27 protein-coding genes and 2 pseudogenes are annotated in these 20,636 nt (G+C 62.8%); 12 read left to right on the forward strand and 17 right to left on the reverse strand.

The annotated features are described in order from the left end of the window. Positions 1–980 precede the first annotated feature (980 nt). Together QRN42_RS17585 and QRN42_RS17590 are read right to left on the reverse strand one after the other, a co-directional pair. Positions 981–1,724, reverse strand: a complete 744-nt coding sequence (locus QRN42_RS17585; RefSeq protein WP_284980403.1) for a GAF and ANTAR domain-containing protein — start codon at positions 1,722–1,724, stop codon at positions 981–983. Positions 1,725–1,828: 104 nt separating this feature from the next. Then, complete coding sequence (locus QRN42_RS17590; protein ID WP_284980404.1) at positions 1,829–2,140, reverse strand: hypothetical protein; 312 nt, start codon at positions 2,138–2,140, stop codon at positions 1,829–1,831. Positions 2,141–2,396: 256 nt separating this feature from the next. Between QRN42_RS17590 and QRN42_RS18095 the strand changes: the two genes are divergently transcribed. Continuing rightward, positions 2,397–2,573 (forward strand): hypothetical protein, encoded by a 177-nt coding sequence (locus QRN42_RS18095; RefSeq protein WP_502869526.1) that lies wholly within the window; start codon positions 2,397–2,399, stop codon positions 2,571–2,573. A 244-nt stretch (positions 2,574–2,817) separates the two neighbouring features. On the opposite strand, the gene QRN42_RS17595 is transcribed toward QRN42_RS18095, so the two are convergent. The 3 genes from QRN42_RS17595 to QRN42_RS17605 all read right to left on the reverse strand — a co-directional run bounded on the left by QRN42_RS17595 (position 2,818) and on the right by QRN42_RS17605 (position 7,269). Continuing rightward, entirely contained in the window at positions 2,818–3,300 is a 483-nt protein-coding gene (locus QRN42_RS17595; protein WP_284980405.1) for a hypothetical protein, read from the reverse strand. Beyond that, entirely contained in the window at positions 3,297–5,762 is a 2,466-nt protein-coding gene (locus QRN42_RS17600; RefSeq protein WP_284980406.1) for a molybdopterin oxidoreductase family protein, read from the reverse strand. The genes QRN42_RS17595 and QRN42_RS17600 overlap by 4 nt, the downstream gene beginning before the upstream one ends. A 442-nt stretch (positions 5,763–6,204) precedes the next feature. Beyond that, entirely contained in the window at positions 6,205–7,269 is a 1,065-nt protein-coding gene (locus tag QRN42_RS17605) for a sodium:calcium antiporter (RefSeq protein ID WP_284980407.1), read from the reverse strand. A 616-nt stretch (positions 7,270–7,885) separates the two neighbouring features. Between QRN42_RS17605 and QRN42_RS17610 the strand changes: the two genes are divergently transcribed. The 3 genes from QRN42_RS17610 to QRN42_RS18050 all read left to right on the forward strand — a co-directional run bounded on the left by QRN42_RS17610 (position 7,886) and on the right by QRN42_RS18050 (position 8,502). Further along, on the forward strand, positions 7,886–8,095 hold the full coding sequence (locus QRN42_RS17610) for a hypothetical protein (RefSeq protein ID WP_284980408.1): 210 nt from the start codon (positions 7,886–7,888) through the stop codon (positions 8,093–8,095). Positions 8,096–8,104: 9 nt separating this feature from the next. Continuing rightward, complete coding sequence (locus QRN42_RS17615; protein ID WP_284980409.1) at positions 8,105–8,320, forward strand: hypothetical protein; 216 nt, start codon at positions 8,105–8,107, stop codon at positions 8,318–8,320. Positions 8,321–8,394: 74 nt separating this feature from the next. Further along, a complete protein-coding gene (locus QRN42_RS18050; RefSeq protein WP_350224896.1) occupies positions 8,395–8,502 on the forward strand; it encodes a Fic family protein in 108 nt (35 codons plus the stop codon). Here the strand turns inward: QRN42_RS18050 and QRN42_RS17620 are convergent. Both QRN42_RS17620 and QRN42_RS17625 read right to left on the reverse strand, forming a co-directional pair. Then, a complete protein-coding gene (locus QRN42_RS17620) occupies positions 8,468–8,650 on the reverse strand; it encodes a hypothetical protein (protein WP_284980410.1) in 183 nt (60 codons plus the stop codon). The two genes, QRN42_RS18050 and QRN42_RS17620, sit on opposite strands and share 35 nt — an antisense overlap. Positions 8,651–9,044: 394 nt before the next feature. Then, on the reverse strand, positions 9,045–9,782 hold the full coding sequence (locus QRN42_RS17625) for a GAF and ANTAR domain-containing protein (RefSeq protein WP_284980411.1): 738 nt from the start codon (positions 9,780–9,782) through the stop codon (positions 9,045–9,047). Between the two features lie 135 nt (positions 9,783–9,917). Here QRN42_RS17625 and QRN42_RS17630 point away from each other — a divergent pair, with 135 nt between their 5' ends. After that, positions 9,918–10,127 (forward strand): hypothetical protein, encoded by a 210-nt coding sequence (locus QRN42_RS17630; protein ID WP_284980412.1) that lies wholly within the window; start codon positions 9,918–9,920, stop codon positions 10,125–10,127. An 816-nt stretch (positions 10,128–10,943) separates the two neighbouring features. On the opposite strand, the gene QRN42_RS17635 is transcribed toward QRN42_RS17630, so the two are convergent. Continuing rightward, positions 10,944–11,144, reverse strand: coding sequence for a low affinity iron permease family protein (locus QRN42_RS17635; RefSeq protein WP_284980413.1), 201 nt, complete (start codon positions 11,142–11,144; stop codon positions 10,944–10,946). Between QRN42_RS17635 and QRN42_RS17640 the strand changes: the two genes are divergently transcribed. Continuing rightward, positions 11,143–11,394, forward strand: coding sequence for a hypothetical protein (locus QRN42_RS17640; RefSeq protein ID WP_284980414.1), 252 nt, complete (start codon positions 11,143–11,145; stop codon positions 11,392–11,394). The two genes, QRN42_RS17635 and QRN42_RS17640, sit on opposite strands and share 2 nt — an antisense overlap. A gap of 250 nt (positions 11,395–11,644) precedes the next feature. Here the strand turns inward: QRN42_RS17640 and QRN42_RS17645 are convergent, their stop codons facing one another. The 5 genes from QRN42_RS17645 to QRN42_RS17665 form a co-directional block, all read right to left on the reverse strand. Then, positions 11,645–12,139 (reverse strand): hypothetical protein, encoded by a 495-nt coding sequence (locus QRN42_RS17645; RefSeq protein WP_284980415.1) that lies wholly within the window; start codon positions 12,137–12,139, stop codon positions 11,645–11,647. 44 nt (positions 12,140–12,183) lie between these two features. Beyond that, positions 12,184–12,648: a cupredoxin domain-containing protein gene (locus QRN42_RS17650; protein WP_284980416.1), complete on the reverse strand. Its 465-nt coding sequence runs from the start codon at positions 12,646–12,648 to the stop codon at positions 12,184–12,186. Between the two features lie 70 nt (positions 12,649–12,718). Continuing rightward, positions 12,719–13,435, reverse strand: a complete 717-nt coding sequence (locus QRN42_RS17655) for a class F sortase (protein ID WP_284980417.1) — start codon at positions 13,433–13,435, stop codon at positions 12,719–12,721. A gap of 30 nt (positions 13,436–13,465) precedes the next feature. Beyond that, a complete protein-coding gene (locus QRN42_RS17660; RefSeq protein ID WP_284980418.1) occupies positions 13,466–14,215 on the reverse strand; it encodes a hypothetical protein in 750 nt (249 codons plus the stop codon). 111 nt (positions 14,216–14,326) lie between these two features. Continuing rightward, positions 14,327–14,923: a hypothetical protein gene (locus QRN42_RS17665; protein WP_284980419.1), complete on the reverse strand. Its 597-nt coding sequence runs from the start codon at positions 14,921–14,923 to the stop codon at positions 14,327–14,329. An 837-nt stretch (positions 14,924–15,760) separates the two neighbouring features. On the opposite strand from QRN42_RS17665, the gene QRN42_RS17670 reads away from it, so the two are divergent. Then, positions 15,761–15,895 carry a hypothetical protein gene (locus tag QRN42_RS17670; RefSeq protein ID WP_284980420.1) on the forward strand — a complete coding sequence of 45 codons (135 nt, stop codon included), beginning with the start codon at positions 15,761–15,763 and terminating at the stop codon, positions 15,893–15,895. Between the two features lie 38 nt (positions 15,896–15,933). Here the strand turns inward: QRN42_RS17670 and QRN42_RS17675 are convergent, their stop codons facing one another. Then, positions 15,934–16,137: a hypothetical protein gene (locus tag QRN42_RS17675; RefSeq protein ID WP_284980421.1), complete on the reverse strand. Its 204-nt coding sequence runs from the start codon at positions 16,135–16,137 to the stop codon at positions 15,934–15,936. A 102-nt stretch (positions 16,138–16,239) separates the two neighbouring features. Between QRN42_RS17675 and QRN42_RS17680 the strand changes: the two are divergent. The 5 genes and pseudogenes from QRN42_RS17680 to QRN42_RS17700 all read left to right on the forward strand — a co-directional run. Further along, a pseudogene (locus tag QRN42_RS17680) lies at positions 16,240–16,905 on the forward strand (aldehyde dehydrogenase family protein); the annotation flags it as partial. 163 nt (positions 16,906–17,068) lie between these two features. Continuing rightward, a complete protein-coding gene (locus tag QRN42_RS18100) occupies positions 17,069–17,239 on the forward strand; it encodes a hypothetical protein (protein ID WP_284980422.1) in 171 nt (56 codons plus the stop codon). Positions 17,240–17,774: 535 nt separating this feature from the next. Further along, positions 17,775–17,942 carry a hypothetical protein gene (locus tag QRN42_RS17690; protein WP_284980423.1) on the forward strand — a complete coding sequence of 56 codons (168 nt, stop codon included), beginning with the start codon at positions 17,775–17,777 and terminating at the stop codon, positions 17,940–17,942. Between the two features lie 86 nt (positions 17,943–18,028). Beyond that, positions 18,029–18,187 (forward strand): hypothetical protein, encoded by a 159-nt coding sequence (locus QRN42_RS17695; RefSeq protein WP_284980426.1) that lies wholly within the window; start codon positions 18,029–18,031, stop codon positions 18,185–18,187. Between the two features lie 96 nt (positions 18,188–18,283). Next, on the forward strand, positions 18,284–18,700 hold the full coding sequence (locus tag QRN42_RS17700; protein ID WP_284980424.1) for a calcium:cation antiporter family protein: 417 nt from the start codon (positions 18,284–18,286) through the stop codon (positions 18,698–18,700). A 214-nt stretch (positions 18,701–18,914) separates the two neighbouring features. On the opposite strand, the gene QRN42_RS18105 is transcribed toward QRN42_RS17700, so the two are convergent. From QRN42_RS18105 to QRN42_RS17710, 3 genes and pseudogenes are all read right to left on the reverse strand, one after another. Further along, complete coding sequence (locus QRN42_RS18105; RefSeq protein ID WP_502869525.1) at positions 18,915–19,085, reverse strand: divalent metal cation transporter; 171 nt, start codon at positions 19,083–19,085, stop codon at positions 18,915–18,917. Positions 19,086–19,198: 113 nt separating this feature from the next. Further along, positions 19,199–19,627: pseudogene (locus tag QRN42_RS17705) on the reverse strand (molybdopterin-dependent oxidoreductase); the annotation flags it as partial. Positions 19,628–19,643: 16 nt separating this feature from the next. After that, positions 19,644–20,540 (reverse strand): LysR family transcriptional regulator, encoded by an 897-nt coding sequence (locus QRN42_RS17710; protein ID WP_284980425.1) that lies wholly within the window; start codon positions 20,538–20,540, stop codon positions 19,644–19,646. Positions 20,541–20,636: the final 96 nt, after the last annotated feature.

Here is a 20,636-nt window from a genome sequence, read left to right on the forward strand (position 1 = left end):
TTTCCGATGAGGCAACGTACCCGGCTCCGCGGACCTTTTCCATGAGTCAACGCGGTGTCTGGACTAACGCCATTACGCACATTAGGATCACGTTCAGAGCTGATGTTGCGGGGTTTGTTCCTTCGCACGGACTAGGGGATAAATTGGGGGGCTAATTCCTGCGGCCGCTTTCGGTCTGCCTAACGCTAATGGCAAGATTCCGGTAGCCGCCCGTCGGCTGAAATTCATCGGCTAGGCGAGGCCCGGACCTGCATCAGATTGGTTCTAGCGGTCGTTGCACCAACCAGATTCTTTTGGAGGACGAATGACCCTGTCGTCTTTCGCCGCCCCGGAAACTTTCGGCTACTGCAACATGTCCCGGGCGCGTTGTCGCGGGTTCAGGGGTTCTCGGTCAGGATGACCGGGACCGTTTCATCGCGTTGGTTTGCCCGGGGGTCCGGTGGCGGCTGTCGCTTGCCAGGGAGCCGTCGAGACCTGACCGGCACGAAGTGGTGGCCCGGAGCTGGTGCTTGAACTTGTTAAGGTCGTGATGGTGGTGCTGGTCCGGGAGGGGTGGATGGACCATCAGGTCCCGTACGTCAGATGCAGCAAGACAGCAGGGCTCTGAGGGAATCAACGCGGCCGATGAGGTTCCCTGAGCAACCTGATGCATGCCCGCAGGGACGGGGGCATACAGAACGCGGCGAACCGGCTTGTTGTCCGCGTGCCCCGTCACAGCTACAACATCCTATACGGCACCAGCCGCAGGATGGCGTCCGGCGCGATGGCTCCGCCGGACTGAGTCGGGTGCACGCCCAAGACATCGCGGCGGGGACCCCAGCCGGACCACCACTCCGGCTCCAAGACACCGGCACGCTGATCATTGCTGCGGTCACGAACGCATTGGTGGACGCATCCAGTGCCTGTGACCGTGCGCGGGAGGTCAGCGGCGGATGACAACGGTAGACGGAAGGGAACTGATGTCGGCAGTCGAGCCAGTGTCAGTGTGGATGCCGGTCTCCAATGTCGGTAGAACCCTTATCTTCCTGGGAGCCCGCGCTGATGATGCTTTCAGCGACGGTTTGGATTTTTTGGTGGCTGCTCAGGGACCTCGCGAGCAAATAGGACCCCGCCTCGGCGCGAGTGCAGTTGTTCCGGGACATAATCATCCGGCTGGCGAGTTCGATAGGTGCCCGGCGGGCCGGGGCTGCGTACAGGTCCTCGTCATTCCCGCCGGAGGTGGGCATGCGAAGGGTGAGTCGTAGTGCTGGGCCCGCGCTCTCGGCGAACCCGGTTGCGTCCCTGATAGCGTGCCCCGTGAAGACCCCTGTCCTGTCGGCGAAGAAGTGCAGAGTTGCGGATACGTCTTTCCCCACGCCCAAGGGAACGACCAAGACGTTCCGAATGTGGGCGGAGGCAAGGCTTTTGGTGTAGTCCGGCCAACGCTGGTCCAGGCTCGTGTCGGCAATAACGATGGCTCGGGACGTTTCCGTGGCTTCCAGGGCGGGCCCGTTACCCCACACGTATGCCAGCCCTCCCTGCCAGAGTGCGTCGTTGCTGCTTCCGACAATACTTGCAGGACCCCCGGGCCGCCACAGTATCAGGGCACACTGTACTGGCGCGCCTGTGGCCCGGCTCATCAATGTAGCCGCGTAGCGTGTCATTCCGTCAAGGAAGCTTCTGACGTTCTCGCTGCGGGCGATGAGCTGGCGAAGACGTTGCTCGTCCTCTTCCTGTTCAGGCACATCCCCATCATAGGAGCAGGCGCTCAGGGGTGGAAGCGACTCCTGAGCGGGTTGCGTTGTTTGCAAGGAACTGCCGAGATTAAGGGGGATTTGGCACGGATGGCTTATGCAGCCCAGACGGCTTGGTGCTGGGCTTCCGGAGAGCTGAACGAGGTATTGAGTGCGTAGGCGCGGGAGGCAGGCCCTACCATCCACAGCCCAGGGAAAAAGATGCCCCGCCGGGCGGGAAAGGCGGCCCGAATGCCCTCGTAGCCCAGCAACTCCTGGAAGGAGTCCCTAGGGACTTGCCGGAGGTGGTGAAGGTTGCACCACACGGAGTAGAGCCCGTACAGAGTGGCGAAGTCCAGACCTTCGTCGGTGTCGTCCTCGATGAGAAGGCATTCCTGGATGAAGCGGTTGATGTTATGCGGGTGCATCAGAAACCTCCGGGGCGGCGGAAATTATTCGGTGCCGGACTGCTTCAGCGAAACGTCAAAACAACTATGCCGCAGTGTTTCTGCTGGTTCAATACCCATATTCCCACGCGTGCAACGTTCACCTCAGTAGGGTAGCTCGCCGGAATCCCGGCTGGTCTTCTTCATTGACGCGCTGAACGCATCTCAGCACGTCCGGCTCTCGAATACGGGCACATACGTTCGTGAAGAGCCACTGCCGTAAGCCGATCGCTTACGTATAGCCAGGGCGCTGCCTGGATCCCGGCCAACCCTCATTGCGAAATACAGGATCCGCCTCCGGGACGCTGGACTCATCGAATCAACCGGCCACGGAAAAGTCGACTACGCCATTCCCGGCCTCCGAGAGTGCCTACGCAAGAACCCCAACTCCGACGCTGCAGCCCTCCGGAGTTGATTTGGGGCTTCCCCGCCCCGCTCCCCCGAGGTCACGCCCCGAGCCGCATATGGACGCTATGACAGCTGAACTGATCCAATTGCAGATTTTGCAGATTAGGACCCGGTGATACCCACTCCCTGGTTTCGGCGCTCCGGACACCAAAGTCCGAAGCCTGATCAGCCGCCCCCGGTGGTATGGGAAATCTTCCCCTCTCGTTGGCCAAGGGTAGGTGTCGGAACCCGACTGGTGGGAGAGCTCTCTGTCAGCTAGTGAGCACCTGGGTGGCTGATTCCTTCAGCTTGCCGTTGGCCCACTTCATCTGTCGGATTGTCTGTGGATGGCACTTCTCTGCCAGGGCCAGAAGGTTTCGGTCCTTCATCCCCTGGGCAGCCTGGGCCAAAAGCTCCCAGTCGGCCGATACCCCGCAGGACTTCACATACAGCTCACGCAGGTCGTGCAGCAGCAGCATCCCGGTCTCGGGACGCCGGCCCAGGAGCTCGCTCCCCTTCTCCCGAAGCGTCTCCATCAGTGACGCTTCGCCGTGCGGCTCCGGGTTCAGGTCCTGGCCGTAATCCGTGGCGATGTCGGCGATGTCCCGCACGTGCTGCTGTGACCAGCGGGCCAAGTCCCGGGCCAAGTGGTAGATTTCGTGGTCCACCTTGTGCCGCTCGGAAACGAGCAGCAGGTGGTGTGCCAGGTCGTTCTCAGATCGGTGCATTTCCCCGAGTACGAGCCCGAATTTCATCGTGCCCCTCCTGCCGTGTCTATGACTTCATCGGCCAGCGCGGAGGCCATTCCCTTGGTCCTGGCTCCTTCAGGAAAGTCGCCGACCGGAGCTGACGCTGTGGTGGTCGGCGCCGGGGACGGCCGGTCCCCGGCGGAAACCCGGGTGATGCGGGCGGCTGCCGTCTTGAAGATGGGCTGCTTGGACGCCGCGTCCCAATCGGTGATGGTCAGCTCGTTCGCTGCCCTTCCCGCCCCGTCAGGCTGGCACCCGCCCTCGGTATCCCAGTATCCGTAGTGGAAGGGAAGGAACAACACCCCGTTCCGGATGCCGCTGACGCGGACGCGGGCCTGGACGGAGCCACGGGGTGTCTCCACCTCCGCAAGGTCGCCTTCGGCAATCCCGTAGGCGGCGGCGTCATCGGCTGACAATTCAATCCAGACGTCCGGCGCGGCCGCCTGCAACTCCGGCACCCGGCCCGTCTTGGTGCGAGTGTGGAACTGGTAGAGCGTACGACCGGTGATGAGCTGGAGCGGAAATTCCTGGCCCGGCAGTTCATGGGCCGGCATATATTCGGCGGCTTTGATGATGGCCTTGCCCGCCGGGTTGAGGGCCTTGTACTCCGACGCGTCCATGGGCGCCCCTGTGATCAGGTCCCGGCCGTAGGTTTCGCAGTACTCCGGGTGCGCCCAGAACCTGCCATCAACGTAAATACGTTCCGTGCCCTCCGGGTTCTCCTCGTTGCACGGCCACTGGATGCCGGAGCCACCGCGCAGCTTGTCGTAGCTGATGCCGGTGTAGTCGCAGGGACGGCCCCGGGTGCATTCCTTCCAGGCCTCGAAGGCGGACTCGGGATCGTGCCATTTGATCAGCGGCTGCCCGTCCTTGTCCTGCAAGCCCATGCGGTGGGCGTAGTCAATGAAGATCTCAAGGTCCGCTTTGGCCTCGCCGGGCGGATCCACGGCTTTCTCCGAGAGGTGAACGGTGCGGTCGACGTTGGTGAAAGTGCCCGTCTTTTCACCCCACGTGGCTGCAGGAAGGACGACGTCGGCCAGCTGGGCTGTCTCGGAAAGGAAGATGTCCTGCACCACCAGAAACAGCCGCTCCTGGGCAAGGATGCTGCGGATTCGCGCCAGCTCGGGCAGCGAGACGGCCGGGTTAGTGCCGCTGACCCACAGCATCCGGATGGAGCCGTCTTCGGCATACCGCATCATCTGCATGACGTGTGTCGGCGGGGAGTAGTGCGGGATGGAGAAGGGGTCGACGTTCCAGACCCGGGCGAGATCCTTGACGTGCGCGTCGTTTGACCAGTTACGGAAGGCGGCCAGGTCGCCGTCGGCGCCGCATTCGCGGGTGTTCTCCGCCGTGGGCTGGCCGTTCATTTGCAGGATGCCACAGCCGGGCTTGCCCAGCATGCCGCGGATGATGTTAACGTTGTTCACTTGGACCGCAGCAGCGGTGGCCTGATTGGACTGGTAGAAACCCTGCAGCACCGTGGACAGCAGCCGCTCGGCGTGGCCAATGATGCTGGCTGCCTCCTGGATCTGCTCCGCCGGGACGCCGCAGATTTCCGCCGCCAGGGCCGGCGGGTAGTTCTTGACCTCTTTTTCGAGGTCCGGGAACCCCACGGTGTGGGCGTCGATGTATTCCCGGTCCACCCAGCCGTTGGCGATGATTTCGTGCAGGATGGCGTTCATGAGGGCCACATTGGTGCCGGGCCTCGGGGCCAGGTGCACGGTGGCGGCTCTGGCCACGGGGGTCATCCGCGGGTCCACGCAAATGATCTTGGGCGGGTTCGGCCCGGCAAGGCGATCCAGCATCCGCGTCCAGAGGACGGTTTGCGTTTCCGCGACGTTATGCCCATAGAGCGCGATAACGTCCGCGTGATCCACGTCCGTGTAGGAGCCCGGCTGGCCGTCGCAGCCAAACGATTCCTTCAGGGCCTCACCGGCGGTCGCCGTACACAGCCGGGTGTTTCCGTCCACGTGGTTGGTGCCGATCCCGCCGTGCGCGAGTGTTCCCAGAGTGTAGTACTCCTCGGAAAAGAGTTGGCCGGTGGTGTAGAAACCGATGGCGCTCGGGCCTTGTTCGGCCAGCAAGGCCTTGGACCGGTCCACAATCCGCTGCATCGCGGTGTCCCAGTCTGTTTCCACCAGCTTCCCGCCCACGCGGACGAGGGGTTTGGTGAGCCGGTCCGGTGACGCGTTCGCTTGCCAGCCGTACAGGTCCTTCGGCCCCAGCCGGCCGTGGTTGACCCGGTCGGAGGCCCGGCCACGAACGCCGACGATCCGGTTATCCTTTACAGCGATATCCATGGCGTCACCGTTCGAGTGGAGGAGCGACGCCGATTGAACCCATCGGTCCACGTCCTGCGGACCCACCCCCTCGGCAAGGTGCGTGTCCACCCTAACCGGCCAGTCACCTCCGCTGCCGTACGGCGTCCTAGTCCCCCATGGTTCAGCGATCCGGTCCTTAAGCGTCATGTGTTCATCTCCTGCCTCGCCTCGACCCATGCCATGCTCAACGCCCCTGCCCCGACCTTACCCACCTTGGCGCGGTCAAAACAGGGTTTCGCACATCATCGGAGTCAACCATGAGGAGGCAATCCCTAAGGGGCGGAAAAAGTTGCTCCTCCCTGGCGGCCCACCCAACTCGCGGCATGGGAACCGGCTGACCAAACCCGCGCCGCGGATGAGTAAAGCCAAGCGCTGGGGAGGCCATCGCGGAGAACTCGTTCAGCAGCACGATGTAGTCGACTCCTCGGAGTCGCGTGAAGACGATCCCCGGTCACCTGCCGCGTTGCCTTCCGCGGGCCACCAGGATTTCGACGGCGTCGATGTCTGCTGCCGGTCAAACGGGCGTAGGTTGCTGATGCCACAGCCAGGAGCAGGGAGCTGCCAGTGTATGGCAGCGGCAGAGAAATGATCATGTCGTGGAGGCCACGGCGAAAAGCCCGGCCACGCCGATGAGGTAGAGGACAAGGACGACGAGTGAGTCGATGCCCATGCCCAGAACTTTCTTTTGTGGCCTGAAGAGGATGCCGAGCAGGTAAGTGAGGGTCAGTAGGATCGCCAGGGCCGTGAGGTATATGTCGGTGGCTTTTGCCTGCGGAAGGACTGGTTTGCCGGAGATCAGTACGGCAAGGAGGAAGAGCACGGGCAAGAACGCGTTGCCGCCGAAGATGTCGCTGAAGGCGAGTTTGTAGTCACCCTGTTTCACGGATGCCAAGCCGGTGGAGATTTCGGGCAGGGAGGTCGCAAGGGCCAGGAATGTGGCGCCGAAGAGCACCCCGGACAGTCCGATATGCCCGGCAATTGCCTCTCCGCTGCGTTCCAGGACCACGCCCGCGCCAAGGGTGGCGAGAGCGGCGACGCTGAAGATCAGCACGGATTTTCCGGTGCTAAACTTTCTTCCTTGGTGGGCTGCGGTTGTCTTGGAATGCCCTTGAGGTTTCTCTTGGCCGCCCGGTGCGTGGCCTTGTTCGTGCCAGGGAAGAGATTTCTGGGACCGCCGGACCAGGATCAGGCCGAGAACCCAGAAGACGGCGATCAGGACCGCGGCAGGGGTCAATCGTAGGCCGATGAGGGTGTCGGGCATCTGGCTGCCCGCGATCACCGCCCCCAGGACCGCGATGACGGTCACTGCCTCAATAACCAGGGACAGTGACGCTGCCCGGTAGCTGAGCGGCCCGCTGCCTTTCGTGCCCAGAACGTCAAGGATGACCAGCACCACGGTTTGAATGGCGATACCGCCGAGGATGTTCCCAACGGCCACGCCGATGCTATTCGACGCCGCGGCGCTGACCGTGATCGCCAGTTCCGGCAGGTTGGTTGCGACCGCCAGAAGGATTAGCCCGCCCAGAGCCGAACCCAGATGCAAGCGGTCATCAAGGACATTCGTCTGCTTCGAGAGCTCGATTCCCGCCACCCAGACCACCCCGCCAGCAGCAGCAAAGATGGCAATCAGGAGCACCACCGGCAATGAGCCCATCCCACGTTCCCTTCCCTGGCAAGCACCTACGCCTGCGGACCTACTGGCACCGCAATAATAAGCCTGCTTAGCAAGCCGTGCGAAGCAGCGCGCCTGCACTGGTCTTCGCCGGGGACGCGCTGGACGAAATGCTCTCCCTCCGATGACTCGGGGCTGCCCTCCGGCGCCCCGGTCGAGGTAGGCGCGGGCTTACTCGCAAGGACCGACAATGAATCGCAATCCTGGTGTGTCCTTCGATTGGCGCGGTCTTTCCGTATTCGGCCTGCATGCCCAGGGGCCAGAAAGGGTCCAGCAGTCGGCAGCCGGACACCGCCCATCGAAGGGAGCCCCCCGTCGCCAGCGGTAGTTGAATAAGGTCTTCACGACCGTGACCCTCGTCGTTGCGACCGCGGCCACCATCACCACAACGAGCACAAGCATCCCCGTGACGACGACGACAAGCGCCGGAGCGTTTCGGCGGTGGCCGCCGCTCTCCAGTGGATGGTGACAAACCATGACCAACGCCGCGCTTATTCGTATTTTGGTATCAAAATAGGAATAAGCTCGCTCTAATTCAGACTTAGGAGAATGGAAATGCTCGGGCCGCCCACCCCGTGAGGACCGCGAATTCACCGAAGTGGTCGTCTCCCTGCCGCCCCACATATCCGAGCTGTGGTACTCCCCCAGCCGCGAAACCATCGTTGCCCTTGAAGAGGCGGCCATAGCGGTTGCCTCCCTGGATGTCACAGCGGGCTCCCGTATGGCCGCTATCAGCGGCTTCCTGCTGCGCAGTGAAGCAGTATCGTCGTCCAAGATCGAGCACGTCAACGCCAACCGCGAGGACTAGGCACGCGCCATGGTCGGGCTGAAAGCCAGTAACAACGCGCGGTCCATGGTTGCTGCTTCAGCAGACGCGGTGCAGGCGATGATCAACGCCGCGGGCCACACCGGCGATATCCTGCTGAAGGACCTGCTCGCGGCTCACCACACCCTTATGAAGGACGATCCGGTAGACGGCCCGCATGCCGGGAAGGTGCGGAACGTTCAGAACTGGATCGGTGGCAGCGATTAAACTCCTCGCGGAGCCATACACGCCCTAACCCCGCCAGAGCTCGTACCGGACCTGATGGCGGACCTGATGATCTTCTGCAACCGCAAGGACATCCCGATCATGGCTCAGCCGCCATCGCTCACGCCCAGTTTGAGTCCATCCACCCCTTCACAGACGGCAATGGACGCATCGGCGTGCTCTGATCGGAGCGATCTCCCGTCGCCGCGGACTCACCAAGAACACCGTCACACCCATTGCCTCGGCAATGTCGCCAACGTCGACACGTACTTCAGCCTGGTCAACAACTACCGGACCGGCGATGTTGACCCTTTCGTCCCCTACCTGGCTCACTCGGCTCTCCACGCCTCGAATGCCGCACGTGAATCCGTATCAGCCTTGGATGCCCTGCCTGCACAGTGGGTCGAGATGGCGAAACCCCGAAAGGGGTCTGCCGACGAAAACATCATCCCCTGGCTGCTCGAACGACCCGTATTTGACGCCCACACCGCCGGCGTTGCCGAGAAGTCCATGTACGGCGCGCTGGCACGACTCACCGAGGCCGGAGTCATCAGCTTGGTCGGGACATCCCAGCGCCACAGGGCCTGGGCCGTCTCACGCACGGCGCGTACAGCCATGTTCTCGAAACGTTGGCCAGAAAATTCCCCGGGATGCGGAGCCACCCGAAGCCACTGCCCCATCCGACGCCGACGGGGGTCGAACACCCCCACCGCGTGCATAGAGTGGGCTAATCCTCGAAATATGCGGACGTCGTGGTGGTCCCGCTCAGGTTCGCGACGATACTGCTCGCAACGACGTGGACCTTTTCGTTCCGGTGGCTGGAGGCCTTATTCAACGTTTTGAAAGCCTCCTCCTGGGTGCAACGGTTTTGGGCCATGATCACCCCACACGCAAGGTCGATGACGGTCCTGGTGGCCATGGCCGTTTTCAAGTCCCTGTTGAGCTGTTCGACGGTTTCGATCCGGATCGCCAAGCGCAGAGTGCTCCCGGCGACGTCCGCGAACGCAGCAGCTTCATCGATCACCTCCGGGGTGAACAACCCCGCCTCGGAGGCAAAAAAGTTCAGTACAGCTTCAGAGCTCTCCCCGAGGTCCATCGGTACGCCCAATGCGCTGCGGCACCCGTTCTCTGCCAGGACGCGGCTGTACTCGGGCCATTCAACATCGGTGGCCACGTCCGCCAGCAGCATTGGGTGCCCCGCATTCAGAGCATCCACACAAGGGCCTTGTCCGAGTTTTTGTTCGATGTTGTCCAAGAGCACCGCCTTCTCGCTGCTGCCCGCAATGGTGGCGGTACGTTTACGCCTGCGCAGAGTCAGCGCGCAGTCAATCGGCGCGCCCGCTGCCCGGGTCATCGCAGTGGAGGCGAACCCCGTCACACCACGCAAAATACCCGTGATATCGGAACTGCTCGTCACCAACTCATGCAGGCTCAGGATGTGTTCGGCGTGTGCTGGGGTTTCCATATGCACCATGGTAGGCCCGGTTCCACTGGACATTGCTTACTCCGTTGCACCGCGGACACCCGCCTTGTACATTATTAATAAGTACACTGACGAATTACGCGCAGAGAACCCCTAATAACACTGGGAATATCGCCCATGAATGACCCACTGCAGAGCGCACGCTTGCTTCTAGTGAACAACGGCATCAGCCTTGAGCGTCTATGGATCAGGTACTGGGCACAGGGCGGGAACGCCGCCGAGTTCGAATACGAAGCCCTCATCTACGGCGCGCTGGTTCCGGAGCCCGTCGACCTGGTAATCCTTCGCCAGGTTCTCGACGATCTGGATATTGGCTCCGCTCTGTGAAGTTGACCCCCTGGTTTTCTCGGTTCCGTTTCGGGGCCATCGAGCTCTTTTGCGCCCCGCGCGGCGGCCGCGGGGCCTCGTGGTCATGGCCGGGAGACCGCCGTTTTATGTATCTGTTACCGGCTCGTCGTTTTCCGGCTCTGGCGCTTCATCTGCTGCATAGGGCGCCCGCAGGCGCGCAGGGAGCTCATCGATGAGTTCATTTGCCGCGTGGGCCAGCAGATCCCTCTCCAACGGCGGCGGACAGCAGCAATTGGAGATACGCCTTCACCGACGATGCCTCCAATACCGTAGTACCGCAGCCAGAGTTCAGCGTTCTCTATCCCAGCGCTGCCCATGGCTACGCAGGCCTTCGAGCTGGGTCTGCTCAGAGCCCGTCAACCCATGTGCTGGTTTGTTTCTGTCAGGTTCTGTCACACGTGGTGTCCGTCCGGGACCGTCAGATTAGCCCGGCGCGAAAGGACGCTGACTATGCGCTTCCGTTGCCTCTGCCCCGGGAGAGGGAGGCTACGCGTGGGAAGGCCAGAGCCATTGGTAGCGAAGGGTCCGCTGGATTTTCGGGGCATCTTGCAGCGAAACAGCCCGGGCAGCGAGCTCATCACGTGGAGCGCCCGTACAGCAGCGAGGACGAACGCATCGGGAGCGCCAGGCTGCCCCCGACCATCAGGCGGCCCGGAAAGCGCCACTCCGGCCCTGAGGGAGGTGTGGGGTCTTTTCATCCGCGCGTCCGGACTGCGTGGCCTGCGACCTCTGGAGGCTTACGCTGCCGTCTGTCTGCCCCCGAGTCGATGGCTACCCATCCCGGCACTGACTCACCTACTCATTATCGTGCTGATCTTCATCCTCGATGCGCTTACGCTGCTTCTCAAGTTCCTTCACACCCTCATTCTCCGAATCGTAGAATTTGGCGTTACTGACCTTCCGCTCAAGCATGGTGGAGTCCAGCTTCACATGCATCGCCACCGTATCCCCGTTTGCAGTGCTCTGGATGATGAAAACCATTAGGAAAATCACCATGGTGGTACTCGTGTTGACGACCAGTTTCCAAGTATCGGAGAAAACCCAGCAACGGACCGGGCAGGGCCCAAAGAATCAGTACGACGACCGCCCCAATAAACACTCAGGCACGGCCGTGACGGCGGAGGAAACCGTTCCCGTCGAGCGTGTCTGCCTGGAGAAGGACCAGGTCTCCGAGGACGTCCAGGCCAGCGCGGAAGCCCGCAAGAAAAACATCCAAACAGACGGAATCGACAGGGACCGCCGCTAAGGGCAGAACCCCACCAGTCCCGCCCGGTTGTTTTGGCACGGCACCGGAAGGTGCCGGAGTCGGCCGTGAGCGACGTTGGAGAAGGACATCACTCGAAACGCTCACGGTTCGTCCGCCAATGCGCAGATGGCTGGCGGGAGGTCACTGCAACTTTGGGAGAACCGCGATGATCACCCGGGCTACGCAGCGAGGGATCTCATGGACGAGAACGACATTTCGCGGGGCTTCTGACATGTTCTCTTCGGCCCGCCTAGCTTCTCCTGCGCCGGTGGCCGTGGTGAAGAAATTCCCTAGGGTGCTCCGTCGATTTCTTTGGGAGTCGGGTGCGGTGTAGGGCGGTAGCTGCTGCGACCGTGGCGACGGCTTGCGCAAGGGCCGTCAGGGTTTTTTCGGTGAACCACACGGGTTCATACATTGCGGGGAAGGGCCCAAAAGCCGGCACGTCGATGTAACGGTAGAGGAGCAGGACGCCAAGGCCTCCGACGGCGAAGACCAAGGCCGCCAGATACGCGGCCTTGCCAGGCCGGACAAGGACGTAGAGCGCGGCCGCGGCGGCAGCTGCCGCTTCGATGTAGAAGAGGTTTCCTTCGCCGATGCCGTCAGGGGCAGCGGACTGGTAGCCGGGGGCCAGCCGGGCGTGGATGACGGCATCAATTCCCAAGGTAACTACTATGAGTACACGCAGGAGCACCAGCACCAGCGAGTCTCTGCGGCTGCGGGAAGTACGGGATCGGTGCTGTTTCATGGGGTCCTCACCACGAGGTTGCTTGCCGGGGCCTATCTGCGGGCCTATTTGACCGTGAGGGTTCCGTGCATGTTGGAGTGGTAGGTGCAGTGGTATGCGTAGCTTCCGGGTTTCGCCGGGGCGGTGAACATGGCGCTGGTGCCGGGCTTGACCACGACGTTGAAGGAGCCGTTATCGGCGGTCACGGTGTGCGCCTCTGTGTCCATGTTCATGACGGTTATCATCGCTCCGGCCGCGACGTCAGCGGGGCCGCTGTAGGCGAAGGATTTAATGTGGATGGTCGTATCGGCCATGGCGGTGGACCCGCTGGAGGTTGATCCCATGGAGGATCCCCCCATGCCGGGGTCCATGGACGCACTCGATGAGGCGGTGCCCGATGAGGCAGTGCCCGGAGAGGCCGCCGTAGGGGTGGTCCCCGTACCCGCGGTCCCGCAGGCGCTGGCAGCCAGGATGGTGGTCACCGCGAGCAGGGTGAGGGTGAGGCGTTGACGGGCTTTTGTGGTCGTCATCTGTTTTTCCTTTTCGCGCGACTTTCGGTGAATGGTGGTGGGCCGTTGCCCGCCTGGATTGGCTGCGGCCTCAGGCAGGGTGGCTGGAGGTCAGATGGGCGTAGACCACGGTGTTGTCCAGGTACTCCCTGGTGGCGGGATCGTAGCCGCCGCAGGTGATCAGGCGGACTTCGGGTCGATCAGCGTTCTTATAGACATCCACGGTGGGAAAAGTGGCTTTGTGGTAGACGTCTACCTTGTCCACGGTGAAGACTGCGGCTATGTGGTCAGCGCGGATCAGGGTAATGTCCTGGCCCTGGGTAAGTTCGTGGAGGCGGTAGAACAGTCCGATCGGGGTGTTGATGGCGTTGACGTGGCCGAGGATGATGGCGGAGCCGGTCTGTCCTGGGGTGGGCGAGCCCTGGTACCAGCCACCGGGCGCGCCGGGTTCGCCGGGCGGTGTTTGGATCTCTCCGTTGGCCTGTTTGCCCAGCGGCAGCAGGGCCGCGTCGACACCGATTAACGGCACTTCCACCCGGAGGGGTACGGATGCCGGCAGGGCCGCGTCGGGCGCAACGGGCACGGCAGCCGGAGCGGAACTGGCTGTCGCTGCAGGGCTCGGTGTCGGAGCCGGTACCTCCGCCGCAGACGTAGTCGGGGCTGTGGCGGGGAGCGTGGCGGTCGCCTGTGATGGCGGCGGCTGGGCGTGAAGCCCGAGGGCGGTGGTAGCGATGCCGCCTGCCAGGAGCAGGGCGGCCGCCGCGGACATGATGAAGCGTCCGCGGCGGCTGCTGTTCAGTGGTTCCATCAGGTCCCTTGAATTTCCGCTTTCAGGGCCCTAGGAGGCCATGCGGCGGCGAAGGGCGTAAGCTCCGCCGGCTGCAAGGACCAGCCCGCCACCGGCGGCCAGCAGACCCATATCAGGTCCGGTCGGGGCCGGGGTGGTGATGCCGGTGCCGGGGGCTCCGGCGGGCATTGCGGTCAGGGTCCCGCACAGGGCGGGTGAGGTGGCTGCCAGGGGCAGGGACGGGACGAGGTCGCTGGGTTCCTTCTGCGCGGCGGCTGACAGGGTGGCCGGGTCGAGGCCGTGGACGACGACGACGGCGGTGCCGGCCTTGAGGGAATCAGCGGTCTTGGCGTCCAAGGCGAAGGTTCGGTTGTACGTGTAGGAGGCGCCCATGCCCGCGACCTTCAAATCGGTGCCCGCTGCCGGACTGGTGTCGCCGCTGGTTGAAAGCGTCGCACCGATCGCGCCGTAGGACGGGCCGCCTTCGGTGGTGCTGATCACGCCGTCTTTGTTGGTGTCCGCTGACATGTCCGGGCAGGTGCCCTTAGCTCCGATGTGGATGTGCTGCACGTGCGGGTAGGGATTGCCGCCGAAGGAGGCAGCCAGTCCTGAAACCTTTTCGGTAACGGTGGCCTGGTTACCGTTGACGGTAATCATCACCGTTCCGGAGGCGTTGCTGCCGTTGATCGATGCCAGATTCGCCTGGTAGTTGGTGGTGTCTGCGGCGAAAGCGGGACTGGTGGAGAGTGCAAGCGCACCCAAGGCAAGGGCCGGGGCGATCAGGAAAGCAGATTTCTTCATGACTTTATCCTTCGAATGGAATGAACGCTCCCGGTTGGGGACGCGCATGACTATGACACCTGATATTCGTTGTGGTCCCGATCACGGATGGGTGGGATTCCAAAAACATTTCTATTCGGACCAGCAGGCCAGGACGGTAGTGGCGACTTGGTAGGCAAACGCACCGTTGGCGATCTGTTGGGGCCCGACCACTGCGGGAAGGGATGAGGCGTCCACCGTCAGGACGAAGCTGTCCTTGACAAACACCGCCGAGGTGGCCGTTTGGAAAGCCGGGAAACCCAAATTCGCCAACCCCCCGATGCGAGTGCCACGGACTACCGCCTGCTGTTGATCGAAATAGGCGCGGGCGGCGGCCGGGTCAGCCGCCTCCCTGACCGACAACACGAAAGGCCCCGCCGGCAACGCATAAGTACAGGTATAGAGCCGGTCCTTCCAGGTGTTGGTGGTCCGGGGTGTCGATGCCAACCCGAGGATCCGCACAATGTTGGACCGGGTTTCGTCCTCACAAATCATCTTCGCCGGCGACGATGGCGATCCCGCCGCTGCGGAGGCCGAAACACTACTGGTTGGCGGAGGAATTGAGGGGTTGCCGGATGCCTGGGCGGCGGTTCCAGGGGCCGCGGCACATCCCGCCAGCAGCACCGCGGACACGCTCACAGCACCGATCCAGGCACCCCGGGCAAAGTGGGAGCGCGTCCTGAATTTCATGATGCACCTTTCACGCCTCTCGAAGCCCGGCACACGATGTGCCGGAGCCCTTTCCGTAGTATTCGCTGCGGCAGGGCCCGCGGATGGGTCCAGCCCGCGGCTCACCCCTGAGGGCTCCGGGTGAAGCTTGAGCAGGCCGTGGAAGAGACCGGCGTAACAACGTTACGTGGATGCATCCAGGACGGGATCTACTGGGAGATAACCCGGACGCGGTACGGGCCACTACGATCTTGCGTCTCAACAAGTCGACAGTTGCGGGCCCGAAGGGCGGTCGGGCCGTAGGGCGGTATGAGGCCAAGTAAAGGAGAGGTGCCTGGGAGATCCGTCCCGCCAACGCTTGGACCACCTGTTGTGGTGGCCCTGGCGAAACTCGTCAAGTCCTTCCGGGGTCCGGCGCGCTGCCAGGGGTCTATGTCGGCCGGAATGGACGGGCACAGGACACAAGCCCCGATAGAGGCGGTCAAGGTGTGAGCATGTGGAGCGGCAGGCCAAGAATTTTCGCGGATGTCTCCTGAGCTCTGCACAGCTTTATGGGTTTAGGTTCCGCCCGGTGTGGTCCTCGATGGTGGGGCGGTCATCTGGAACAGAGACTGGCCGGGCTTCGAGGCGTTGACACGGCGGATGGTCATGTCCAGGGCGGCTCTGCCGGCACTGGCCCATAAGCTCCGCTCTCCCTCCGCCGCGTTTGATGTGCTGGCTGGGACTGGATCGGTCCTTGGACCTCTCCCCCATCACCACGGACATTGAACTGGCAAAGGTCTGGTTGAAGGATCTGCTGGCCGCAAGGGTTGAAGGGTTGGTTTCAAGGGAGGATCCCAGGCCTATGAAGCCCATCCGTTGAGGTTGAAGCATAAACACGCCTCGGACGGCGCCGCGATCGTTGACCGGTTGGGCTTCATCAGCACCATCATCGAAACCGATACCGATTCCTACCGTCTGGCCCGCAGACTCAGCCGGCAACCAGCCGAATAAGCCTGCATCAAGGCAGAGGCTTTCGCGGGGCCGAACGGTCAGCGAACGTTGCGGAAGATGGTCAAGGCTTCGCGGACCGCATCGTAGACGATGACGAGCCCGGCGACGGAGTCGGCCCGCCACCACCCAGCAAGGGTGTCCAGCAGGCGTCCGGCCAAAACTGCGGCCGGATGGGGAGGCTCGCCATCGTATGCAGAGTCAGGAAGACCTTCCCGGCGCACTCGTCGAGAACGTTGGAGCACTAGCGCAGGCGCTCGTCGGCGGCCTGGGCTTCGGGCAGTTCCAGCAGGTCCCGGCTTTTCAGAGCATCCGCGAACGGCGTTCGAGCAGGAGTGTGTCGCGCCATTGGCAACGCCCCGTTCATCGTTTTCGAGGACGCCGACCTGCACAAAGCCGTTGAAGGGGCCAGGCCGCAAAGATGCGGAACAGGGGCGAAGTCTGCACCGCCGCCAACCGCTTCCTGGTCCAGGAATCCATAACCGAGGAGTTCACCAAAAAGTTCGCCTCCGCCATGGCCGCTCTGACCACCGGCCGCGGCACCGAACCCGGCAACCCAGGCCGGACCCCTCATCGACGCCGGTGCCCGCCACGACGTCCACGCCCTCGTTAGTGCTGCGGTCGACGCCGGAGCCACCGCTATTACCGGCGGTGCACCCGTGGACGGGCCGGGCTACTTCTACCAGTCCACCGTCCTTGGAAACGTGCCCAACGACGCAGCGCTCCTGGGCCAGGAAATCTTCGGGCCCGTCGCCCCCGTGACCACCTTTACTACCGAAGCAGACGTGATCCGCCTGGCCAATGCCACCGAATACAGCCTCACCTCCTATCTCTACAGCCGGGACTTCAACCGGCTTCTACGCGTGGCCGAGCAGATCGAATGTGGCATGGTCGGCTACAACATCGGCGTTATCTCCAATGCAGTGGCACCTTTCGGCGGCGTCAAGCAATCCGGCCTCGGCCGCGAAGGCGGCACTGAAGGAATCGCCGAAACACCAGCACGATGTCGGTGAGGAAACTGAAGGCACCCCTACCAGTCCGGCCCTCAGCGATCAATGTCGAGACGCGGTCCAACCACCCGCCGGCGACCGTCAACGGGCCCGGAGGCTCGTACAGGGCAAGACGGCCGAAAGCAGCCGAGTGGGCAGCGCCCAAGGTGAAGGTTGCGCCGATACTATGCGCAAAGACATCGATGACGACACCGTGCTCCTGGCTCAGGGCAGCGGCCACGTTGGCAATGTCCTCGCATTCCTTGGCGCCCAGATACGGTTCGCTGTCCTCGCTGGTCCCCCGCCCGCGGCGGTCCATCGCCGTCACACCAACGCGACGCCAAGGATTCCCACATAGGCACCCACCGCTCAACGCTTCCCATCCCGCCATGAACAAGAAGCAACGGCGGACCCGCGCCACAGGTCAGAAGGCCGATGTCCACACCGTCGGCCCCCCCGAACCCAACCCGGTTTGCCTTTCACTCAACTCCCCTTCTGCCCGCCATCACGCCCCAACCCCCGGGCAACCACCTCCAACCAAGGCGCACCGGCTTCCAGCAGCATGGAACCCAATGGTTCCATCATGAGGGTCCATTAACCTCCTGTCAGCAGACCCTCTCCCAGTTGTTCTCCCCGGGGCGCCTACAGGACCGCAGCATCCTCATCATGGCTGTTTTCGCATGCTCCGAACCTCGGCGCCTGGAAAGCGGCGAAACACGATGCCTGGAACAGCGGACGCACCTCTTGTCCGCTCCCTCACTGTCGCGGTCCCTGAACGGCAGCGTCGTTGGTGGTAGGGCACTGCTGATGGGTACGGGCACCCTGGTCTTTCCGGGACAACGGATGGCCCTTTCACGGCGTCCACGAAATATACTCAGTAGACTGATGATTTCGTGAGTGAACGGTTCGCTGTAAGCCCCCTACCCGGTGGAGCTGCACCGGGAACAGTCCGGTTGGAAACGGAGGACGGAATGGAGTCTTTTCCGCTCGTGTTGCTGGTGGTGATCTTCGCCGGGGCCGCGGCGGTGGTCTGGGTCGCCGGGATCCAGCTATCGAAATAAACCGATGTTCTTGATGATCGCCTGCATCTCGGATCCGCCTCGGGCTGATACTGCTGGCCATCGCCACGAATCTGCCTGAAATTGCCATCACCGTCACCGCGGCGGCCGCGTCAGGGAACGTGAACGTGGGCGTAGCGGTCGGGAACATCCTGGGCGGCATCGCCATCCAAACGGTCGTCCTCGTCGTCCTGGACATCTTTGGGACCAAAGGCAAAAAACCGCTCAGCACCAGGCCGGGTCCCTGACCTTGGTCATCGAAGCCATCATGGCCGTAGGTGTCCTCGGGGTAGTGATCGCCGGGAGCCAGATGCCCTCAGGAAGGCCACCGGCACGGGCAGGTCGTGCTGATCTTCCTTGTCGCTGCGGCCGCTACCCTGGGCGCAGGGGTCGTCCTTGAACGCAGCGGCGAAGCCATCGCCGGTCAGATCGGGCTCTCCGGTGTCCTCTTCGGGGCCACGTTCCTTGCGTTGGCGACCTCTTTACCGGAAATTTCCACTGGCCTGACCTCGGTGAAACACGGCGATTCCAAGCTGGCCTTCAGCGACATCTTCGGTGGCAACGCGTTCCTCCCTGTCCTCTTCCTCGCCGCCGTCCTCATCTCCGGCAAACCCGTGCTGCCCCTGGCGCAATCGACCGACATTTACCTCACCGCCCTCGCGATACTGCTAACCCTGATCTACATGCCGGGCCTGATCTTCCGCCCCTCGAACAAAATTCTTGGCATGGGCCTGGACTCACTCATCGTCTTGATCCTGTAGCTAACCGGGGTGGCAGGACTCTTCGCCGTCGCCTCAACGGGCTAGTCGGTGACCAGGGACCGAGCTACGTCAGCCCGAGCGCGGCGCGGACCGACCCCGGTTGTCCCTCCGCGAGGAGCGACGCCGTGGTCACGGCGAGGCAAAAAACCACTACGATCTGGCCTGAACGGAACACTATGGGTACCGCTCAGCCCGGGTGAATTCTAACCCCGTCCTACTGGGACCCGATCAAGTTGACACAATCAACAGCCAGGACCGGGACCGGAACGGCCGGCAGCAGCGGAAACGTTAGGAGCATCGTCCATAGGGTTGAGAATCCGATCTGTGCACCTGCTCGGGAGTACGAGGCGATGCCGGACGGATCATCGTCGGCCGCACCTGTCACCAGACCCGGACCAAGGACCCTTAACAGCCAGCCCAAACGCTGCGCGCTCGGTGCACCAGTGCCGGCACTGATCTCCGGGTCAGGGCTGTAGGCAGCCGGCCGTCACAGATTGCTCAGATCGGCTGCCGGTACCCGAAGAATTCGTGGTCGTTGTTGTAGCCGCCGAGGCCGTCACCGATGTCTGAGAAGTCTTCGACGAACTCGATCCCTTTGATCCATTTCACCATTTTGAAGCCGAGCTCCGTCTCGTTCCGCAGACGCAGGGGTGCCCCATGGCCGAACGACAAGGGTTCACCATTCATGTCGTAAGCGAGCATCGTGAGGCGGTAACTCATTTGCTCGATGGGCTGCGCCTCACAATACACGCCGCCCTCGGGGCCGAAGGCGAAGGAGTAAAAGATCACCCATTTCGCCGCAGGTTTCGGCCTGACAGTGTCGATGATTGTCTGCATGGGCACACCGCCCCATTTCGCGCCTCCGGACCAGCCCTGGATGCAGAAGTGCTGGGTGGTTTGATCATGATGCGCCAGGCCCCTGAGCTGACCGAGGCTGAGCTCCTTACGATTTTTTCGCGAGGTACCACCGGGCGCGAGCGACCAGCTGGGCCGTCAATGGCGAGGCGTCGTTCCGGAGCCAGACCAGTACGGTCGGCATGAGGAGAGACACGCCAACAAACGGGCGCCAGACGACGCCGGGAGGATCACCTGGCACCACCTGATGCGGCGTTTTGAACGACACGCCCAAGCCAGCGGCCACCAGGCTCATGGTGGTGGCTATGCTCGGCGACCAGCGGTGCGGGCCCGGAATCATCCCTTCATCCACCAGCAAACCCAGTACCCGCTCGCGAACGTCAGGGTCGCCGTCGCGCTGTAACCAGATCAACGCCTGCCCATTCAGATCCGTGGGGCTGATTGCTGGCAGCTGTGCCAGGCGGCTGCTGGATGGAAGAGCAACGCCCATCGGCTCCGATTCCAGGGTCAGCACACCGAGCCGTTCGTCGCGTGGGGGCACGGCATGAATGAAAACAGCGTCAAACTCGCCCTCAAGAAGCTTCAGAACCCCCTCCCTCGCGGCGGCAGGTTCCACGTCTACTTCCGGGGCGGCCTCGTCTAAGCCCAGCCCGCTGAGCAGCTCCGCCAGCAACGGGTACGCCACGCCCACGGCCACACCCAGTTTGAGTGTGCCTCGCGGAGGGCTGCGCAGTTCTTCCATGGCTGCCGCTGCGGCGTCGTGGGCCTGAATGACGTGCACAGCTTCCTCCCGGAGCCGGCGGCCCGCGTCAGTAAGTGCAACGTGATTGTGCGTCCGGTCCAGGAGGCGCAGGCCCAAGGCTCTTTCCAATGCTTTGAGCTCCTGGCTCAGTGCAGGCTGGGCGATGCGCAGCCGGGCGGCGGCTTTGCCAAAGTGCAGTTCCTCAGCCAGGACAAGGAATCGCCGGAGTTGGCGGATCTCCATTGGCTCATTATAAGAATTTGTGATCGCCCGAGTCCATACCGCGCGTTGACTCATGGAAAAGGTCCGCGGAGCCGGGTACGTTGCCTCATCGGAAAA

It is taken from the genome of Arthrobacter sp. fls2-241-R2A-200 (genome assembly GCF_030209745.1).
Classification (GTDB): domain Bacteria; phylum Actinomycetota; class Actinomycetes; order Actinomycetales; family Micrococcaceae; genus Arthrobacter.

What these genes read in the sequence shown, in the direction of transcription:
- QRN42_RS17590 (WP_284980404.1), bottom strand. Translation starts at nt 2,140, where the DNA reads ATGCACCCGCATAACATCAACCGCTTCATCCAGGAATGCCTTCTCATC.
- QRN42_RS17595 (WP_284980405.1), bottom strand. Translation starts at nt 3,300, where the DNA reads ATGAAATTCGGGCTCGTACTCGGGGAAATGCACCGATCTGAGAACGAC.
- QRN42_RS17600 (WP_284980406.1), bottom strand. Translation starts at nt 5,762, where the DNA reads ATGACGCTTAAGGACCGGATCGCTGAACCATGGGGGACTAGGACGCCG.
- QRN42_RS17605 (WP_284980407.1), bottom strand. Translation starts at nt 7,269, where the DNA reads ATGGGCTCATTGCCGGTGGTGCTCCTGATTGCCATCTTTGCTGCTGCT.
- QRN42_RS17615 (WP_284980409.1), top strand. Translation starts at nt 8,105, where the DNA reads ATGGTCGGGCTGAAAGCCAGTAACAACGCGCGGTCCATGGTTGCTGCT.
- QRN42_RS17625 (WP_284980411.1), bottom strand. Translation starts at nt 9,782, where the DNA reads ATGGAAACCCCAGCACACGCCGAACACATCCTGAGCCTGCATGAGTTG.
- QRN42_RS17630 (WP_284980412.1), top strand. Translation starts at nt 9,918, where the DNA reads ATGAATGACCCACTGCAGAGCGCACGCTTGCTTCTAGTGAACAACGGC.
- QRN42_RS17640 (WP_284980414.1), top strand. Translation starts at nt 11,143, where the DNA reads ATGGTGGTACTCGTGTTGACGACCAGTTTCCAAGTATCGGAGAAAACC.
- QRN42_RS17635 (WP_284980413.1), bottom strand. Translation starts at nt 11,144, where the DNA reads ATGGTGATTTTCCTAATGGTTTTCATCATCCAGAGCACTGCAAACGGG.
- QRN42_RS17645 (WP_284980415.1), bottom strand. Translation starts at nt 12,139, where the DNA reads ATGAAACAGCACCGATCCCGTACTTCCCGCAGCCGCAGAGACTCGCTG.
- QRN42_RS17650 (WP_284980416.1), bottom strand. Translation starts at nt 12,648, where the DNA reads ATGACGACCACAAAAGCCCGTCAACGCCTCACCCTCACCCTGCTCGCG.
- QRN42_RS17655 (WP_284980417.1), bottom strand. Translation starts at nt 13,435, where the DNA reads ATGGAACCACTGAACAGCAGCCGCCGCGGACGCTTCATCATGTCCGCG.
- QRN42_RS17660 (WP_284980418.1), bottom strand. Translation starts at nt 14,215, where the DNA reads ATGAAGAAATCTGCTTTCCTGATCGCCCCGGCCCTTGCCTTGGGTGCG.
- QRN42_RS17665 (WP_284980419.1), bottom strand. Translation starts at nt 14,923, where the DNA reads ATGAAATTCAGGACGCGCTCCCACTTTGCCCGGGGTGCCTGGATCGGT.
- QRN42_RS18100 (WP_284980422.1), top strand. Translation starts at nt 17,069, where the DNA reads ATGCGCAAAGACATCGATGACGACACCGTGCTCCTGGCTCAGGGCAGC.
- QRN42_RS17710 (WP_284980425.1), bottom strand. Translation starts at nt 20,540, where the DNA reads ATGGAGATCCGCCAACTCCGGCGATTCCTTGTCCTGGCTGAGGAACTG.